General features: G+C 55.1%; 11 protein-coding genes and 5 pseudogenes. 8 read left to right on the top strand and 8 right to left on the bottom strand.

Features of this window, described 5'->3' with window-relative positions:
- Positions 1–50: 50 nt before the first annotated feature.
- The 5 genes from JFV26_RS14340 (at position 51) to JFV26_RS34460 (ending at position 7779) form a co-directional block, all read left to right on the top strand.
- Positions 51–1346, top strand: coding sequence for an MFS transporter (locus JFV26_RS14340; RefSeq protein ID WP_201193380.1), 1296 nt, complete (start codon positions 51–53; stop codon positions 1344–1346).
- Between the two features lie 29 nt (positions 1347–1375).
- Positions 1376–2878 carry a M81 family metallopeptidase gene (locus tag JFV26_RS14335; protein ID WP_201193334.1) on the top strand — a complete coding sequence of 501 codons (1503 nt, stop codon included), beginning with the start codon at positions 1376–1378 and terminating at the stop codon, positions 2876–2878.
- A gap of 871 nt (positions 2879–3749) precedes the next feature.
- Complete coding sequence (locus tag JFV26_RS14330; RefSeq protein ID WP_242487828.1) at positions 3750–5402, top strand: peptidoglycan D,D-transpeptidase FtsI family protein; 1653 nt, start codon at positions 3750–3752, stop codon at positions 5400–5402.
- A 302-nt stretch (positions 5403–5704) separates the two neighbouring features.
- On the top strand, positions 5705–6205 hold the full coding sequence (umoC, locus tag JFV26_RS14325; RefSeq protein WP_201193328.1) for a lysozyme inhibitor LprI family protein: 501 nt from the start codon (positions 5705–5707) through the stop codon (positions 6203–6205).
- Positions 6206–6612: 407 nt separating this feature from the next.
- Positions 6613–7779 (top strand): serine hydrolase, encoded by a 1167-nt coding sequence (locus JFV26_RS34460; protein WP_201193325.1) that lies wholly within the window; start codon positions 6613–6615, stop codon positions 7777–7779.
- A 345-nt stretch (positions 7780–8124) separates the two neighbouring features.
- Here the strand turns inward: JFV26_RS34460 and JFV26_RS14315 are convergent.
- Together JFV26_RS14315 and JFV26_RS14310 are read right to left on the bottom strand one after the other, a co-directional pair.
- Positions 8125–9460, bottom strand: a pseudogene (locus JFV26_RS14315) (sensor histidine kinase); the annotation flags it as partial.
- Positions 9457–10166, bottom strand: a pseudogene (locus JFV26_RS14310) (response regulator). The pseudogenes JFV26_RS14315 and JFV26_RS14310, both read right to left, overlap by 4 nt.
- A 128-nt stretch (positions 10167–10294) precedes the next feature.
- Between JFV26_RS14310 and JFV26_RS14305 the strand changes: the two are divergent.
- The 3 genes from JFV26_RS14305 (at position 10295) to JFV26_RS14295 (ending at position 11714) form a co-directional block, all read left to right on the top strand.
- Positions 10295–10588 (top strand): hypothetical protein, encoded by a 294-nt coding sequence (locus JFV26_RS14305; RefSeq protein WP_201193322.1) that lies wholly within the window; start codon positions 10295–10297, stop codon positions 10586–10588.
- A complete protein-coding gene (locus JFV26_RS14300) occupies positions 10578–10847 on the top strand; it encodes a hypothetical protein (RefSeq protein ID WP_201193320.1) in 270 nt (89 codons plus the stop codon). Before JFV26_RS14305 ends, JFV26_RS14300 begins: the two co-directional genes overlap by 11 nt.
- 165 nt (positions 10848–11012) lie before the next feature.
- Positions 11013–11714 carry a DUF3313 domain-containing protein gene (locus JFV26_RS14295; protein ID WP_201193318.1) on the top strand — a complete coding sequence of 234 codons (702 nt, stop codon included), beginning with the start codon at positions 11013–11015 and terminating at the stop codon, positions 11712–11714.
- A 249-nt stretch (positions 11715–11963) separates the two neighbouring features.
- On the opposite strand, the gene JFV26_RS34875 is transcribed toward JFV26_RS14295, so the two are convergent.
- The 6 genes and pseudogenes from JFV26_RS34875 to JFV26_RS14270 form a co-directional block, all read right to left on the bottom strand.
- On the bottom strand, positions 11964–12371 hold the full coding sequence (locus JFV26_RS34875; protein WP_201193316.1) for a YagK/YfjJ domain-containing protein: 408 nt from the start codon (positions 12369–12371) through the stop codon (positions 11964–11966).
- Between the two features lie 195 nt (positions 12372–12566).
- Positions 12567–12704: pseudogene (locus tag JFV26_RS34455) on the bottom strand (group II intron reverse transcriptase/maturase); the annotation flags it as partial.
- A 162-nt stretch (positions 12705–12866) separates the two neighbouring features.
- A pseudogene (gene sorB / locus JFV26_RS14285) lies at positions 12867–13504 on the bottom strand (SorB family sulfite dehydrogenase c-type cytochrome subunit).
- Between the two features lie 10 nt (positions 13505–13514).
- Positions 13515–14755, bottom strand: a pseudogene (sorA, locus tag JFV26_RS34450) (SorA family sulfite dehydrogenase catalytic subunit).
- Between the two features lie 245 nt (positions 14756–15000).
- Complete coding sequence (locus JFV26_RS14275) at positions 15001–16323, bottom strand: DUF1329 domain-containing protein (RefSeq protein ID WP_201193314.1); 1323 nt, start codon at positions 16321–16323, stop codon at positions 15001–15003.
- Positions 16324–16724: 401 nt separating this feature from the next.
- Positions 16725–18371 (bottom strand): long-chain-fatty-acid--CoA ligase, encoded by a 1647-nt coding sequence (locus JFV26_RS14270; RefSeq protein WP_201193312.1) that lies wholly within the window; start codon positions 18369–18371, stop codon positions 16725–16727.
- Positions 18372–18464 lie beyond the last annotated feature (93 nt).

The raw sequence follows: 18464 nt of genomic DNA, 5'->3' as shown, positions 1-18464 counted from the left end.
AATCCAGGCAGCCAATACGTTCTCGGAGGTCGGAATTAATCCGATTGAATATGAATAAAAATAAGATCGAGTTAAAAGCGGCGCTCTATAAAAAAATAAGCTGGCGCATCCTGCCCTTTCTATTGATCTGCTATATCTTTGCCTACCTTGATCGCATCAACATCGGCTTCGCCAAATTGCAGATGCAAAGTGATTTAGGCTTCTCAGACGCAGTCTATGGATTGGGCGCAGGTATCTTTTTCATCGGTTATGCGTTGTTTGAAATACCCAGCAACTTACTGCTCCCTAAAATCGGGGCCAGGAAGACGTTTAGCCGCATTCTGATTCTTTGGGGTTTAACCTCCGCTTGCATGTTTCTCGTCAAAAGTGAAACGTCGTTTTATATCTTGCGCTTCTTGCTGGGCGTGTTTGAGGCCGGCTTTGCGCCGGGCATGATCTTTTATCTCACGTATTGGTACGGACAGGATCGCATGGCGCGTGTCATGGCTACTGTCATGCTCGCAGCACCCCTTGCCGGCATTTTCGGCGGACCTCTTTCCGCCTGGGTCATGAGCTCATTTCACACCACAGCGTCCATGGCCGGTTGGCAATGGATGTTCCTGATCGAAGGCGTGCCTTGCGTGCTGCTGGGGATCATGGCGCTGTGGTTCCTTCCTGATCGTCCGTCAGATGCAAAATGGCTGACGCTCGAAGAAAAACAGCTGGTCACTGAAAATCTTGCCCGTGCGGGTGCTCAACACCATTCGTTCAGGCAAGTCGCGAAAGACCCACGGGTTTACCTAATGGCGGCGGCTTATTTCTGTCTTATTTGCGGCATCTACACCCTGGGGTTCTGGCTCCCCACGATCATTCGCGAAGCCGGCGTCACCGACATACTGCAGATAGGCCTTTATTCAGCCATACCCTACATTCTCGCCGCCATCGCCATGCAGGTCTTCAGTCGTCGGTCTGACCGACTCAATGAACGTCGCTGGCATACCGCTGTTCCCGCATTGCTCGCCGCGCTGTTTTTGGCCGCATCTACGATCTTCAGCGGACATCTGGTCATTTCCATGATTTGCCTGACTATCGCAACGGCAACGGTCTGGGTTGCCTACACGATCTTCTGGACCCTCCCATCCCAGCACCTCAAGGGCGACTCGGCAGCAGGTGGCATTGCACTGATCAACACCATTGGATTGACGGGTGGCTTCTTCAGCCCAACGATCATGGGATATGCCAAAACCCTGACCGGCAGCACACAAGCAGGACTACTCGTCATGGCTGCGCTGCTGTTGCTTGGCTCGATATTACTGGCCGCCAACCGCCTGCCTTTCCGCCAGCCAAACCCCATCCCGGCGCACTGAATTAAAACGACAAGAAAGGAGCAGGTCTTATGAAAGTTCGAGTCTTGATCGCTGGTTTCCAGCACGAAACCAACACGTTCGCTCCCTCCAAAGCTCACTACAGTAACTTCGAGCGCGGTGAAGGGTTCCCACAAATGGCACGAGGGGTGGATGTTCTTGCTATGCGGGACATTAACCTGCCCATTGGCGGTTTTATCCTCGCAGCAGAAAAACTCGCTTACGAACTCGTACCAATTATTTGGGCAGGCGCAAGTCCGTCAGCCCATGTCACCGAGGATGCATTCGAGCGCATCAGTGAAGAAATCCTGATAGCGGCACGTCGCGAGCAGGTCGATGCGGTCTATCTGGATCTGCACGGTGCCATGGTTGCAGAACATGTCGACGACGGTGAGGGCACGCTCTTGAAACGGCTGAGAGACATAGTCGGCCACGACGTCCCAATCGTCGCTTCCCTTGACCTGCATGCGAACGTTACTGAGCTCATGTTTGCCAACAGCAATGCATTGGTCGCCTTCCGAACCTACCCCCATGTCGATATGGCTGCCACCGGTGCCAAAGCGGCCGCTCTCCTCTCCTGGCTGCTCGAAAACAGGTGTGAATTGAAGCGCGTTTCGAAACGGCTACCCTTCCTGATTCCGATCAATTCGATGTGCACCCTGCTTGAACCTGCCATTGGTGTGTATGAGCAGCTGGAATCGCTGGAAAGTAGTGAGGTCCTCTCCTTATCGTTTGCGCCAGGTTTTCCTGCAGCTGACTTCCCGGAGTGTGGTCCCGTGGTGTGGGGATATGGGACTGACGAGAAAGCGGTTGAGGACGCAGTTCAGCAGCTATATCAAAAAATGGTCGATGAAGAGACGCATTGGAAAGTTCAGTTTCTTTCGCCTGATGATGCGGTGATCGAAGCGATGCGTTTATCGGCGTCTGCCGATTGCCCCGTGGTGATTGCCGACACCCAGGACAATCCTGGCGCAGGGGGAGACTCCAACACCATGGGCATGCTACGGGCGCTGTTGAAGCATGGTGCGACGCAAGCAGCGATAGGGTTGATATTTGATCCGGCGGCTGTGGCCAAGGCCCATCGTGCAGGTGTAGGCGCTTGCGTAGAGATGGCGCTGGGAGGGCAATCGATGACTCCAGGCGACGCACCATTGGCCGGCCGCTTCGAGGTCGTATCCCTATCCGACGGGTGTTGCCAGCTCGACGGCCCGATGATGAACGGCATGCGGGTGGATGTAGGGCCTGCGGCGTGCCTGAAAATTGAGGGCGTCCTGGTAGGTGTGAGCTCCGGAAAAACCCAGATGCTTGATAGAAATCTGTACCGGATGGTGGGCATTGAACCGGAAAAAATGAAAATCCTGGTCAACAAAAGTTCTGTCCATTTCCGCGCCGACTTTCAAGCGATGGCGCACGCCGTGCTCGTCGCGAAAGCACCTGGACCGATGATTGCCGACCCTGCGGATTTACCCTGGAAAAACCTTGCCATAGGCCTTCGTACCAGCCCCATGGGCAAACCGTTCGATAAGCAAGCCTGACCGCTTACCCAATCGCCGCTTTTTCCAAGAGCAATAACATAGGCATTGATGGCTTCCGAACGGCGGCTTACGCATCAAAATACCTGACTGAAAGTTTCAGTATCGCGACGAAAATCTCATAAGTACCGCGGCATAACCTGTCCAGGCCGGGACGAGTACAACTGAATGTGGACAACCCGGCTTGAGTTATTCAGCCAGCCCCATACACCGCTGAGCGCACTTCAATGTACTCAATGTACGATGGCTGAAACACCGCCCCTGACAACGTAACCTTACATGCCTGGCAAAAGCGATTCCACCCACTATTGAAAGGTGGAATCGCTTCTGGATAGTTTTGATCTACGTCGCATCCACCCTTCTCGCGCACTAAGTCCATGCTCGATAGCGACTTATGACCCGCTGCCCTGTCTTTCCCCGTCGTGCCGTGGGCGTGTCTAAAAGGTCGTGAAGCAGGCTCTGACAGAACGGATGCCGGTGGCCGGTTACACACTGATATGAGCCATGTAAAAAACAGGGCGATTGCACGGATTTTTTTATTTTATGATCAATCCTACTCAGTAGCGGCTCTGTTGCTTAAAAAGCAACACCGCGAGCTAAAATATGCTCTTGCAATAAGTCTTTTTGTTACCCACCATGAAGCGCTATTCCTAATCCAGACAGCCAATAATATCTTTGAGATCGGTATCAGGAACGGCCTAAACCTTAATAAAAAATCCAACACCAGACCAACTACCACTAGATCAATCCTAATAGAGATATCATTTCAAAATATTACAAAGCAAAATAGCACTAAGTCCGTTAGGCTTATATGCCGACGCACGTACAGGGTCAAAAAAGCTGTATGAGTCTCTTAACACGAAACCCAAGATTTATGATAGTGCTAGCCATTTTTTGTTCCCTCGTCATGGTGCTTGTAGCGAGAATTACTTATCTTACGATTTTTTCTCATGAGTTCTTGAATAACGAAGGGCGTAAACGTTCAACGCGGCTGATTGAAACAGTTCCCGTCCGCGGCACTATATTTGACCGATTCAATGAGCCCTTGGCGGTATCCACACCCGTGAGCACCTTGTGGGTGAACCCTAAACAGTTCGTCCCAACTCAACAGCAGGTAGTCATACTGAGCGAGCATCTTGATATTGATGCTTCATTGATTAGCCATTTGGCATTGAACGCCCAAGGCAAATCGTTCGCTTATTTAGCCAGAAGGGTTGATCCAGCGGTCGCAAACGAAGTCATAAAATTATCTATTCCCGGTGTGTATGAACGCCAGGAGTACAAGCGATTCTATCCGCAATCTTCGATGTTGGCTCAGACATTAGGCTTCACCAACATTGACCAGACAGGCATTGAAGGCATCGAGTTAATGTATGATCATCAACTTTCCGGAACGCCTGGGCTTGAAGAACTTACCTTGAATTTGCGCAAGCGTGTCACCAGCGAAATACTGGTACGTAAACCTATCACCCCAGGAGAAGATCTATATTTAACAATTGACTCAACCCTTCAGTACTACGTCGAAAAAGCACTATGGAAAGCACTTAAAGACAATGCAGCCCAATCGGCAAGTGCCATTCTTATAGAAGCCAAAACAGGGGAGATACTAGCCTTATCAACGGTACCTTCATTCAACCCCAACGCACGTAAAAGCTTCAGCGCGAGCGTCATTCGAAATCGTGTATTTACCGATGTGTATGAGCCTGGCTCAGTCATTAAACCCTTCAGCATGGCCGCCGTTTTAACGGCAGGCATCGTTGACAAAAACGCCATTATTCAGATAGCGCCAGGTTTCGTTAAGATTAATGGTTATACCATTCGTGATGTGGGAAGGGATAACCAATTAGATCTAGCAGGAATCATTCGTCGCTCTTCAAATGTTGGCATGAGCAAGGTCGCAATACCGACAGGTGGCGCAGTCATTTCGCGATTGCTCCTGGAGCTTGGATTCGGAAATAACACCTCGATCTACTTTCCTGGCGAAAGTGTCGGGTCTGTTCCAACCAGGAGAGTATGGCCAGATATCGCCACCGCGAGCCTTTCATACGGGTACAGTTTATCTGTCAATCTGGCTCAATTGGTTCAGGCCTATACCGTGTTTGCAAATGATGGAAACCTGATTCCATTATCGATAATTAAAGGCAAGACTCATCCGTCGCGCAAAGTCATGAGCTCGGACGTTGCCAACAGTATTCTGGACATGCTGGTGCACGCAGTAGATGGACCTGGAGCAGGCGGAAAGCGCGCAGCCATTAAAGGTTATGCAATAGCGGGCAAAAGCGGGACCTCACGCAAGGCCTCCGGTGGTGGATATCACAGCAATACATACAGGGCCATGTTCGTGGGCATCGCCCCCGCCAATGCCCCTGAGTTCATCATGGCCGTTCTAGTGGATGAGCCCACCGCCAAAGGTTACTTCGGGGGAGCGATTGCAGCACCGATTTTCAAGGAAGTACTCGAAGACGTCCTTCGTATCAGAAATGTACCGAGTGATCAAAGTCAAATTCTGCCAGCCATACAGGGCTGAGCCGGCATTCTAGGCAAGCAACGGGTCAAGGAAGGTGGTCGGTTGAGATGTAATCTTCAAGATTGAACGAGTACAACAGTTTCTCTCTTCTCCACTCAATAATTGCAGGCGTCAGTCGAATGTGGCTGGCACTCGTTTTTTACCGGCGCTGAATAGCATCCCCGAGGTATTGTCATAAAGGTCTGAGACCCTGGGAACGACACACTTCAATCTGCCTGACCCTGCGCACGTAGTACACAATCGGCCGAGCATTCAGTGTTGCGTCCCCCTCCTCGATAAATGCTTTCAAAAGGATAGATAACATGAGAAAAACCATTTTTGGAGTCGTTGTAGCGACTTCATTTGGCATCGGTACGGCATTTGCTCAAATACCCGCGAAACCTGATGTGAATCCAATCACAAATGGTGCGGTCAATATGGCAGCTACGCCGACTACCACCGCAGCAAAAATTGCAGTGACCAGCGATGCTCATGCTGGAGCATTGAACGACTGCTACAACACCATTGGCGATCAGCCCCGGACTGCGTTGCAGCCTTGCCTTGAGAATAAGACTCGCGAAGTCACGTCACAAATGAATATCGCCTACAAAAAACTGGAAGCCCAGACAAAGGAAATCGATTCGAGTGCGACGGCCAAAGCCCTTGCCTCGCTGCTCGCCTCTCAGAAGGTTTTTGAGAAGTTCAAGGATGCGCAGTGTCAGTGGGAAGCTGACTCCGCGATGGGAGGCTCGGGCGCTGGAGATATATTAAGTTCCTGCAAAGTCGATTTAATGCGATGGAGAACGGAACAACTTTCCGACTGAAGTTATCGACATAGGCTACTGGTTATCTAACCGAGGAGAACCAGTTCGCTTTAAAGTCTGCGTTGCTACGTAAAATCTGCCGGTCCTTCGTTACTCAGTAGACCTGAAATGTGCGTAGAGACGCGGCTTTCGCTCCTATTCGAACCTTCAAATCGGGCCAAAAAAATTATTACACCACCTTGGCCAAAAACGGACGTGACTAGCTGCCTCTGCCGTCAATTGAAGGCGGTTTATTTGCCTTAGATAAGTATTGAGTCACCGAGTTGCAGATGGATTGAGTTCAGCCTTGGTCTCACAAAATAATTTTTCGACGGTCTTGGGCCCGATGCCATCGGAGGTGAACATGCATTGCCGAAAATCAGACACCGATCAAAACCGCAAACGCAGTTTATGAATTAAGGGTTATTGTGAAGTCGATACTTACGCTTTTCTGTTACATTACTTTCGTTGCATCTCCCTGGGCTTCCGCCGCCCTCCGCGCACCTCCTCCCCCCTCTATCGAAGCAAGAAGTTATATTCTGGTAGACGTCGACTCCGGACAAATTCTCGCCGCCCGCGATCCGAATGTCCGCGTCGAACCCGCCTCAACCACAAAGTTGATGACCGCCTATCTGGTGTTCCAGGCTCTCAAAGAGAACAGGATTGCCCTGGACCAGCGGATAGCAGTTAGCGATACGGTTTGGAGGAAGCCAGGCTCGAGTATGTACATCGACACCCGAATGCAGGTGCCGGTGGACGACCTCATCAAGGGCATGCTTGTGCAGTCCGGCAACGACGCTACCAATCTTCTAGCAGAAACGTTAGGTGGCACTACAGATGGATTTGTATCCACGATGAACGCCCAGGCGCGCTTACTGGGGATGAGCAGCACGACGTTCAAAAATCCAGAAGGGTTGCCGACGCCTGGACACCTGACCACGGCACACGACCTGGCCATAATGGGCGTCAGAGTCCTTCAGGATTTTCCTGAGTATTCTCACTACTTCTCTATCAAGCATTATTACTACCCCGGCACTCCATCTTCCAACGGCACCAATCGGAACCGGCTGCTGTTCCGTGATTCCTCCGTAGAGGGCTTGAAGACCGGCCACACGGACGCCGCTGGATATTGCCTCGTGGCATCGGCCACCAAGAGCTTTGGTCATTATGGCAAGCGGCGAATCGTTGCCGTGGTACTTGGCGCAGCGAGTGACAGGAAGAGAGCTGATGAGACCCAGAAACTATTGAACTGGGGCTTCCGCGCCTACAGTGCCGTCAGGCTCGATATCGAGGGCAGCACATATGAAACCATGAAAATATGGAAGGGTGAAAAGGGCTTCATCAAACTTGGCATTGCTCCGTCTGCTGTTGCAGTACCTGCAGGATCAGAAGCAAATATCGAAACGCAGTTTGATATCCCTCAACCACTATCCGCCCCAATCGCCATGGGTCAACAAGTGGGACTCATGAAGGTGAGCCTGGATGGTCAACTATTGCGAGAGATCCCGGTTACAGCGCTCGAGGAAATTAAAGAAGCGAATTTCTTAGTGCGGTTTTGGGACAGCCTGGTTCTTCTTTTCAAAAGTCTGTTTTGAATAACCTGATGTAGCCAAACTACTAGTCACCCCGCTCACACCATGGATGACATGGTTTCATTCATGGTGTGCGGAACCAATGCCGCCGCCGGGGTGGGGCCTTAGAATCATGCAACTGAGTAGCAGTGCTCGCGGTAGGCGGTGCCGAAGCGATTGCAGCGTACTGCTGACTTAAAAGCGCGCCGCCCTCTTCATTAACACCCTCCTGCGCAGGCAAATCCATAACTACGCGTCCAACATCATCGATTACCTCAATAAATGCTTCGCAGCGGCATCCGCCAACTGGCGAGCGGCCTCCTCGCGAGACTCCTGCTCCGCGCGTTGAGCAACCCGCTCCCCCTTCAACACCGGCAACTCCACCCTCACCTCCAATCCTCCAAGCTTGCGACTGCTCAAGGTCAACGCCCCCCTTGCTCCAACACGATCGCTCTTGCCGCCGACAACCCCAACCCCACACCACCGGTGCTTTTATTGCGCGACTGTTCCAGTCGGAAGAACGGTGCAAACACCTGCTCATGGCTTTCGACGGGGATCCCCGGCCCGCGGTCAAGTACGAGAACGGTCACCAGTTCATCGTCCCCGCGTAGTTCAACGGCCGGGTCGCAGGCGTATTTTATGGCGTTGTCCAGCAGGTTGCTGATGACGCGCTTGAGGCCGAGCGGGCGACCAAAGTAGACCAGGTGGGGGGACCGCTGAAGGTGATGTTGATGGACTGGTCGCGGTAGTCGTCGATGATGGTCTGCAGTAGTTCTGCCAGGTCGAACTGCGTGGCCTGTTCCAGTCGGGCATCGTCGCGAAAGAATTCCAGGCTGGCGTTAATCATGGCCTGCATCTCGTCGACGTCGCGAAACAGCCGTTGCTGTTGCTCGGGGTCTTCGATGAATTCGCCGCGCAGGCGCATGCGGGTCAGGGGCGTGCGTAGGTCGTGGGAGATGGCGGCGAGCATCTGGGTGCGGTCTTTGATGAAGTGTTGCAATTGGGCCTGCATGGCGTTGAACGCGAGGATCGCCTGACGGATTTCCTGGGGGCCGACCGGGTCGATGGGCGGGGCGCGGAAGTCGACACCAAAACGTCGGGCGCCTTGGGCGAATTGTTGCAGGGGCTTGGCCAAGCGGCGGGTGGCAATCAGTGCGACGAGGCCGGTGGACAGCAGCACCAGCACGATCAAAATCAGGTTGCGCTGCCACTGCCCCAGTCCCCAACTGCGCGAGGAGATGCTGAACATCAGCCAGGAATCATCGATCAGTTGCACCAGCAAGGCGTAGTGGCCGTTTTGCTGTGGCCAGTCGCTGGGTTGATAGGCTTCGAGCCGGCGCCTAGGGGTTTTGAACAGACGCTGCACTTGAGGTATGGCCGTGCGACGAGCCGCGTCGGGGACCGTCGGCAAATTCAGCTCTTCACGGCTGGCGTGCCAGCTAATGTTCAAGGTGCTGTCACTGACTGCGGCGGACAGGCGTTCGCGCTGTGCGACTTGTGACGCCTCAATCAGCTTGCTCAGCAAGGCAACCTTCTCCAGCAACCCGGTCTCGGTCAGCGGCGGATACGCCCAGACGCCGGCCAACTGGGTGAACAGTGCGTTGAAGCCCAGCGAAGTAAGCATGGCGACAATGGTGGTCAGAGCGATCCAGCGGGCTATTGTATCGCGCGAGCGCAGACGCCAGCCCGCCTTGCCCCCCTTCACTGACGAGTCACACTGGAGGTGAACAGGTAACCGACGTTGCGCACAGTGCGAATCATCTCCACACGCTTGCTGTCGAACTCCAACTTGCGCCGCAAGCGGCTGACCTGAACGTCAATGCTGCGATCGAATGCTTCATGGTTACGACCTCGCGCCAGGTCCAGCAACAGTTCCCGGGTAAGAATGCGCTGCGGGTGCTCGACAAATACCAACAGCAAGTCAAACTCCCCGGCCGACAACGGAATCATCACCTGATCCGGCGAGCGTAGCTCTCGTCGGGTAAGGTCCAACTGCCAGTCAGCGAACTTGATCAGCGGGCGCAGCACCTGCCCGGTCAATGATCGGCTCTCCCCGGCCCGGCGCAAGACTGCGCGCACCCGAGCCAACAGCTCGCGGGCGTCGAAGGGTTTGCCGAGGTAATCGTCGGCCCCCATCTCCAGCCCCACCACCCGATCACTCAGCTCACTCATGGCGGTCAGCATGATCACAGGCGTGGGGTATTGCTGACGCAGGCGCTGGCACAGCGTCAGCCCGTTCTCCCCCGGCAGCATCAGGTCGAGAATGATCAGATCAGGTGCCTGACGCTCCATGGCCGACCACAGTGAGGCACCATCGGTGGCCACCTCCACCGAATAGCCGTGCTGCACAAAAACTTCTTCAGCAGAGCAAGGACCTCAAGGTCGTCGTCTACGATCAAAATACTGCTCACCGGCGCGCATCACTTAAGTTCTGTAAGAACTCACATCTAAAACTATTCGATGCGATCCGTCATATATTTCAACTCGGTAACAAAGTGTCGGCACGGTAAAAAAGCAGACATCTTCAAGCAAGGCCCGAATGCCAGCATTAGATTCCTTTTCCGTCAAGACTGTTTGCCATGCCTTCGCCCAAGCGAGTCCCCGCTCTCGTCCGTCAAGCGACCCTTCTATTGACCCTGAGCGTATCCGGTTGCTCCAGCCGCTCGCCACGCTACTGCCGCTCACCGACGTCCTCAAACCATTGCCGGATTACTACAGCACCCTGCGCTACCTCACCGTCAGAAAGCGCGCCGACTTTGTGCTGGAAGGCAGGAAAGGTGACGCCAAACCACAACAGCATCACTGTGAAGAGGCCACAACCCATGCCGTCTAACAATCAGTCACTGATACTGGAGCAACGGGTAGCGAAACACGCCAACGCCGTCCTGCACTTTCGCGAAACCAGCCTGCAGCTGTCGAACGACCAGCGTGAAGTGATCCTCAGCCGCTATATCGAGCATTACAGCCACGACGGCGTGCAATGGGTGGAACGCAGCCACCGGGTGTCGGTGACCGACATGCTGAACTGGCTGATCGCCCATGGCGAGCCGCAAACCCAGGTACAGAGTAACGATACATCGTGCACCGATTGATGGGGCGGACAGCAGCACAGCAGCGGCACACCATGGCTATTCGCCCATCCGGATGCTGCATGAGTACAACTTGAAAGGCTTCCCTATCGCCCCCTGAGGAAACCTCGAACAGGTCAGCCAAGAATGCCCAGTAACAACTAAACCAAACTCAAAAGTGAGTAACACATGAACATGGTCCATAAACTCTTATTAACTGCCACAGTCTATAAACTCTTATTAGCTGTCGCACTGGGTAGCTTGCTGCTAGGTGGTTGCACCTCGAAAATCACCAAGGAAGAACAGTACTCCGACTTCTTGCCCGACAACCACAACCTGCAAGAAGTCACCACCACCAGCGGCCAGAAAGCGATGCGTTGGGTCGCCCCTTCGTGGAACTCGAACGCCTACGACACGGTCGCTTTCAAGCAATTGGAACTCTACCCGGCACCTCGGCCTGACGATAGGGTCAACCTCAAGACCCTCGAAGAGCTGCAGGCGCACATGACCAGTAGCACTAAAAACGTCCTCGGCCAGAAATACTCGATCGTATCGAACGCCCAATCTGCGCCTGCCGGTTCGCGCACGCTGATCATGCGCGCCGCCATCACAGGCGTTACGGCGTCGAACGAAGGCATGCACTGGTATGAAATCGTCCCAGTCGCTGCCCTCGTCGGCAGCGTGACTGCTGCCACCGGCCACCGCGACCAAAACACCGAGCTTTATATCGAAGCCGAACTGATCGATGCGAGCAACGGCCAAACGGTGGCCAAAGTGGTGCGCAAAGTCTTCGGTGAAACCCTAAAAAATGCCAGCCAACCAGTTACCACCAATGACTTCAAAGTGGCAATTAAAACAGTAAGCAGCGATTTACAAGCGTTTATCCGCTAACTCCAAACACCCCGCCCGGCCTTGGCTGCCGGGCGGAGTCCCAAGACCCTCCTCTCTTTCGCCTTGGTCGCTATTTACGACTTTTGGCTATTGCTGCTTATTCACAACAATTCACCGGTACTAGGTAACACAGTGCTGTAAGCATCACATCCCTGAGCGTGAAGCCTTGCTGTATTGGTTCAACCTCTACTGCAACCGAATGCCCGGCATCGACTAGCGTAGTCCTTGGTAGCTGCCTTGCAGAGGTAGCTAAATCCATCTCCGCTGGATCTTCCTGAGAGAGGTGGACTGTGGTGTAGGGATATGCACCAAGCCATCGGCATCCTCGAAAGGAATCCTCCGCGCACTGGCCCATGCAACCTGAATACGGCTGTATGGATTTTCGCGCTCTGATTGAAAGCGCCCCACGAAGTGGTGTGCATCCCGATTTAGCAACAAGACAAAATGGTAGTGCGACCGACCATACTGACCGACCTCCCTGACCCGACACCATCGCCCCCTTGTCTGATGTGCAGAGCTATTCAAGCGCCCGGAATGCTCTCGTGCGGATTGAATTCTGAAGGTCAACGAATCAACAAACCCGGGAATGACAGCGTTGCCTGATTCGATGAAGTAGTCGTCATCCGCAAAGCGTAGATCGAAGCGTACCGTGAACACCCGAGGTGTGATCGCTCAGCGCCGACTGAGTGGTTTCATAACGTCGTTCGAGGGGTTCAAAAATGAAGGGCGCGCAGAGCGCCATCACGGGTAATCCCTGGAAGGTATCCTCGTACGTAGTACAGGTGGATATTGCTGCTGCCAGAGTGACGCGTGGACTGGTGTGCCATGGGATGATCCGCTGAGTGAGTTCATATCCACTTCGTCCAGCAGAACGTTCGCCAATATCGGCGACAGCGGGCCGCCTTGCGGCGCCCCGCAGCGTCTTTTCTCGACCACGCCATTGATCAGCGTTCCCGCATTCAGATAAGCGCGAATCAGTCGGATATCACCCTGTTTTAGGTCCTGCCATGACCAGCTTGCCAGCGCAATTGGCCCATTAGTCTGTCGCCGCCCAATGCCCCCTCTGACAAAATCGGCGGCATGACTTCGTCCCCCAATCTAGACCTCCTGAACCCTGAACAACTTCGCACTCTGGCCGAGCCAGGACTGGGCTTACTGGTGCAGTATGAAAGTCGCCAGGGTTTGCAGATCCTCCGGGCTTAACTGCGCGTAAGGCGGCATAAGGGTTTCCCCCATTTTCCGGCACCGCCGCGCTGAATGCTGGACGCTATCTTGGCCAGTGCCTGCGGATCACTCCCATACTTGGTAGCGACATCGTGATAAGCCGGGCCTACAACCTTGTGATCAATCGCGTGGCAGGACAGACAGGCGTGGTTCTGGAGCAAAGCCATGGCGTCGACTTTTGCTACAGGCGCCGCCGAGAGCTGGCCCGGTGACGGACTCGAGGCAGCCAGCACCTCGGCATCGCTTGCCTGGGCACTGCCGTAGGTCACCGCCAGATAGGCACCGATAATGCTCACATCCTGATCGCTGATCGGAGCGCCATACACGTGTTGCATCTTGCTCGCCTCTGCAGTCCACTGCGCGAGGGTCATGCCAGGAGGCTGGAAGTTGATGTAATCGGCAGAATGACAGGTGGAACATTTCTGCTGGGCCAATGGGTAGCCGGGTAGCCCACTGGGCTTGAACACGGCCGTTTCAGGCGGCAACGTAATCAACAGTGGCGCTGCGCCAGCCATGGTCGCCAAACAAACTTGAGCCGCGCACAGCAAGGTGGTCAAACGTTTCATGCGAGCCCCCTCAGGCGACAGTCACGTGGCTGGTTTCTACGACGTGGCGGCGGTAGCCTCCGGGGTTCCAGTCGGCTCGTAGCGGTTGCGTCTCGCCTGCACTGTTACTGGCTCGCACCATCAACTGGGTAGCGCCCTTGCTGGTGAAGGTGATCGCCAGTGTCCACTCACGGAAAGAGAAGTGGCCCAGATCCTGCCCAAGCCGGGCTTCGCGCCAGCTCGTGCCGCCGTCGATCGAAATTTCCACCTTGTTGATCCCAGCGCCACCGTCGAACGCTATGCCCTTGAGCACCACGTTTTTTTTCAGCGGCAAGACATCACCGTGCTTGATGCTGGTGATGAAGCTGCGTACCGGCAACTTGGAAATCGGCTGAGTTTTCGCCGCCGTGGTGCCGGGGGCGATGCAAAAACAATCGTTATCCGGAACACGGTAGCCTTTAGCCATAAAAAAGCCGTCATAGGTGTGGTCAACGACTTCGATCTCACTCAGGTGCTTGACCCAGTACGTGCCGAAATAGCCAGGCACCACCAGACGTATCGGGTAACCGTTGAGGAATGGCAGGTCGGTACCGTTCATGGACCAGGCAATCATGGGCTCGCCGTCCATGGCATGGCTGATATCCAGGGCCTTGATAAACTCCGGCGTGCTCGGCAGCACTGGCTTATCGAGCCCTCGGAATGTCACTTGCCTGGCGTCGGCTTTCACCCCGCCTTTTCCAATACCGCCTTGAGCGGTACCCCCACCCAGCGGGCATTACCCATTGAACCATTACCCAACTGAGCGCCGAACACCCGCGGCATCGAGAAGCCACGGCTGTTACCCGAACACTGATTGACGGCCACCACTTCCAGCGGTTCGGTCAGAGCCTTGAGTTCTGCAAGGGTAAGTGACAGCGGCGTGTTGACCGAGCCCTTGATCGTCAGACGGTAACTGTCCGGATCGATGCTGGTAGGGATATTGGCCAGATGGTAACGCACGAAAAAGGCGTCATTCGGCGTGATGGGCCCTTCGTTGAAGATGGGGAATGGCGTCTCAAGGTGCGGCGGGCGAGTGCTCACCAGGGTCAACAGTCGTTTTTGCGGGTATTGCACCAGCGGCCGCGGGCCAGCAGCAAAGGTGACCTCTTCGGGTGTTTCGTCGGCTGCATTGGCGAGGTTTACCAGTGGAGAGGCCGCGAAAGCCAAGACAAAGGAATCGCGTAGAACACGCCGGCGGCTCGGCTTGCAGTTATCTATAAAACTAAATTTCATTCTGCGATCTCTATCTGATTGTTTTACTGAGATGCATCTGTCGCCCCTAAAACACCCCGTTAGGGCGCAGAGGTATCCGGTTTAATGTAGTGGGTTTTCGCTTGATTGTTCGACCTTGACGAGCCGTCAGTATTGTCAAGCGCAAGGCAGCTGCTTTTCATTGAACGTCAGTGAGTTGTCATTTGATGACTGAACGAAAATCGCGTTCCCAGCCTCTCCAGGGGCGCAGTTGTACCGCCCTGTGCTTAGCGAATGCCGGCACCTGCCATGGACTCCGGCGACCACTGCGCCGTTGATAGCGGTGCGATGTACTTGATACCGCCGTGAGGACCGACCACCCCATTGATGTTGTAAGAGCCGCGCGCCAGATCGTAAGTCATGAACGGGGTGGCATCCGGGACTTGCTGGTCATAGCTCTGGCTGAGGAAAGCGAAGGAGCCACGGTAAAGCTGACCGCTCGCGTCGTACTGGTCGGAGGCCAGAGCGGCCCAGCTGTCTTCATCCAGATAGAAGCGGCGCCTCTGGTAGATGTGCTTTGCGCCGGCCTTGAGGTTGCCCTCCACGACCCAGACGCGGTGTTTTTCCCAGCGCACGAAGTCGGGTGCGAGGTGGTTGGGGGTGGTCAGCGAGTTGGGATCCCGGACGTAGGTCAGCTTGTAGGTGTTGTAGGGCACGATCATTTCTTGCTTGCCCACCAGCGTCCAGTCGTAAAGTTCCAGTGCATGGGCGGTACCGGGGTTAGGCGTGTCGTAGGCCAGGATCGATATCTGTTTGACGCGGCGCTGGCCCGGCAGGTACTGCCAGGCGCGGCCTGGCTGCTGCACCGGGTTGGCGGCGTCTTTAAGCATGATCGACTCGCCGGCCCGGCGCGCAGGGCCGGTGTAGGACAGCTTCATCTGATAGTAGATGTCGGAGTTGTTGATGGGCTTCGACAGGTTTTCGTAAATCGGGAAGGAGATGAACGCCTCGCCGGTGACAGCCAGACTCGGCACACCTGCCGAGTCGACGCTCCAGGAGTCGTACTTGGAATTGATGTTGACGCCCTGATAGCGCAGCAGGAAGTTCCACATCGCCTCGGCGCCCGATTGCGGGATCGGGAACGGCACCCCGGGCAGTGCATTGTCGATGGCCAACCCGCCCTTGAGGGATTTGGCGGCGGTGGCATTCTTGCGGCTGTTGTTCAGCACCGCCTGCGGCAGTGCTGCCGTGCGGTGGGTCGGATACACGTCGATGCGGTAGCTGGGAAAACGCTTGGCCAACTCCGTCGTGGTGGCAGTGAGCATGCCCTTGTACTGGTCGACGTTCTTGCCATTGATCACCAGCAGCGGTTTTTCGTCGGCATAGGGATCCGGGCGCATGCTATCGCCCATCTTGAAGCTGGCCGGGGCGGTGGTCAGACCACCGTTATAAACCGGAATGGAACCATCGGCATTACCGGCCTTTTCAGCCCCCACCAGGGTCAGGCTGGTGCCCAGCTTGGCGGCTTCCTGGCTCGACACGGACGCCTGGGCATCAATGGCCAGGGCCATGATGAGCGAAGCAGCCAGCAGACTTTTCACGAATTTCATTTTGTTATTCTCCTGCTTAGTGAACTAAGCAACTCGTGAATCAGGCGGAGCAGTCGGGCGTGCCGGTTTCAAGCCGCAGCTCGATGACTCGACTGGCTCATTCGCCAGAAGTCTTTACAGGGCTGACATTAAAGAGCCCCCACCGGGTGCGCTTTTCATTTGACGACAGCCACTTTGCTATTGATGACAATCCTGAATCCATCCGAGTCGGCATAGCCCTCCCCCGACCATGCCGCCTTGCCCTAGGCCTGCTTCGCTTCGCGGGTTCCGGAGGCGAGCGCAATCATCAGGACGACGTCACCATTCGTCTGATCGATCCCACTACCACCCGCAACAAACGAAAAAGGCCCCGCTCGGACAGCGGGGCCTTTTGACTGGAACAAACACTCGATTCGGAACGCTTACCGGGACAGTTCGTTTTCCCGGATCAGCTTCTTGTTGATCTTGCCGACACTGGTTTTGGGGATCTCGGCGACGAATTTGAACTGTTTGGGGATCGCCCATTTGTTAATACGGCCAAGCTCCACAAACTGTTGCAGGTGGGCTTCCAGCATCTGTTTATCGACGCTCTTTCCAGGCTCGCAAACCACCAGCGCCATGGGCCGCTCCCCCCACTGCGGATCAGGAATGCCCACGACTGCAACGGAACTGACCGCCGGGTGCTCGCTGATCAGGCTTTCCAGTTCCAGCGAGCTGATCCACTCCCCTCCCGTCTTGATGACGTCCTTGATCCGATCCTTGATCTCCACCACACCCCGGGCGTCGATAGAAGCAATGTCACCGGTATGCATCCAACCGTGTTCCCATAGTTGCGCCCCCTGCTCCGGCTCTTTCAGGTAACCCTGGGTAAGCCAGGGCGCACGGACCACGACCTCACCCACCGCCTCACCATCGTGAGGCGCGTCGTTGCCGTTGGCATCAATGATTTTCAGATCCACCATCGGCACCGCGATCCCGGTCTTGATCCGCGCGGCCACCTGCTCCTGCGCCGGCAGTTCAAGCTCGGCCTCACTCAGGTACGTCGCACAAAGCAACGGACAGGTTTCGGACATCCCATACCCGCTATGGACGCGGATACCCCGTGCCGTCGCCTGGGCAGCAATACCCTGCGTCAATGAACTGCCACCCAAGAGCATCTTCCAGCCGTTGAAGTCAGTCCGGGCCGCTTCGTCGCACCCCAGGATCATCTGCAGAATCGTGGGCACGCAATGGGAAAAGCTGACCTTCTCTTCACGGTACAACCTGACCAGGCTATTGGGTTCATACCGCCCCGGGTAGACCTGCTTGATGCCCATCAATGTCGCGACATAAGGCACGCCCCAGGCATGCACATGAAACATCGGCGTGATGGGCATATACACATCGTCCGAGCGTAACAACGGCATGCCCTGGTACACGCCCAGGGTGCCCACGGCATTCAACGTATGCAGCACCAACTGACGGTGCGTGAAGTAAACGCCCTTGGGATTCCCGGTGGTGCCAGTGGTGTAGAAAATGGTCGCCACCGAGTTCTCATTGAAGTCCGGGAAGTCGAAGTGACAGTCAGCTTGCGCCAACAGGCTTTCATATTCACCCACCACAGGCAACCGGCTCGGTACCGCGTCGACATCACTGAGTTGGATGTAGCCTTTGACGGTCGTCAGCTGATCATGAATCGGCTCGATCAAGGGCAGGAAATCATCGTGTACCAACACCAGGTCATCCTCGGCGTGGTTCATGGTGTAGAGAACCTGCTCCCGGGAGAGACGGATATTGACCGTGTGCAGCACCGCGCCAATCATCGGCACGGCAAAGAAGCACTCCAGATAGCGATGGCTGTCCCAATCCAGCAGCGCCACCGTATCCCCGGCTTTGACGCCTGCGCGGGTCAGCGCATTGGCCAATTGCTTGATGCGCTCGTTCAGCGTTCGGTAGCTGTAGCGCAGCTTGTCGGCATAGACGATTTCCTGCTCGGGTGCGTAGCGCGCGCCCGAAAGCAGCAGGTTTTTGATCAACAGCGGGTAGGTGTACGCGCCCTCTGCGGGCGGGATAATTTTTGTTGTCACCACGGGGTTTCCTGAATCTGTTGTTTGGAGATCATCTCCGGTTCGCCGGGTCAAAACTGCGCCGCATCGAGCAGGTAAAGCGATTCGGCCGGCCGT

The organism is Pseudomonas sp. TH31 (genome assembly GCF_016650815.1).
GTDB lineage: Bacteria > Pseudomonadota > Gammaproteobacteria > Pseudomonadales > Pseudomonadaceae > Aquipseudomonas.
The sequence above is the reverse complement of the archived record's forward strand: the minus strand, read 5'-3'. Positions and strand labels throughout refer to the sequence as shown.

What these genes read in the sequence shown, in the direction of transcription:
- JFV26_RS14340 (WP_201193380.1), top strand. Translation starts at nt 51, where the DNA reads ATGAATAAAAATAAGATCGAGTTAAAAGCGGCGCTCTATAAAAAAATA.
- JFV26_RS14335 (WP_201193334.1), top strand. Translation starts at nt 1,376, where the DNA reads ATGAAAGTTCGAGTCTTGATCGCTGGTTTCCAGCACGAAACCAACACG.
- JFV26_RS14330 (WP_242487828.1), top strand. Translation starts at nt 3,750, where the DNA reads ATGATAGTGCTAGCCATTTTTTGTTCCCTCGTCATGGTGCTTGTAGCG.
- umoC (WP_201193328.1), top strand. Translation starts at nt 5,705, where the DNA reads ATGAGAAAAACCATTTTTGGAGTCGTTGTAGCGACTTCATTTGGCATC.
- JFV26_RS14305 (WP_201193322.1), top strand. Translation starts at nt 10,295, where the DNA reads ATGCCAGCATTAGATTCCTTTTCCGTCAAGACTGTTTGCCATGCCTTC.
- JFV26_RS14300 (WP_201193320.1), top strand. Translation starts at nt 10,578, where the DNA reads ATGCCGTCTAACAATCAGTCACTGATACTGGAGCAACGGGTAGCGAAA.
- JFV26_RS14295 (WP_201193318.1), top strand. Translation starts at nt 11,013, where the DNA reads ATGAACATGGTCCATAAACTCTTATTAACTGCCACAGTCTATAAACTC.
- JFV26_RS14275 (WP_201193314.1), bottom strand. Translation starts at nt 16,323, where the DNA reads ATGAAATTCGTGAAAAGTCTGCTGGCTGCTTCGCTCATCATGGCCCTG.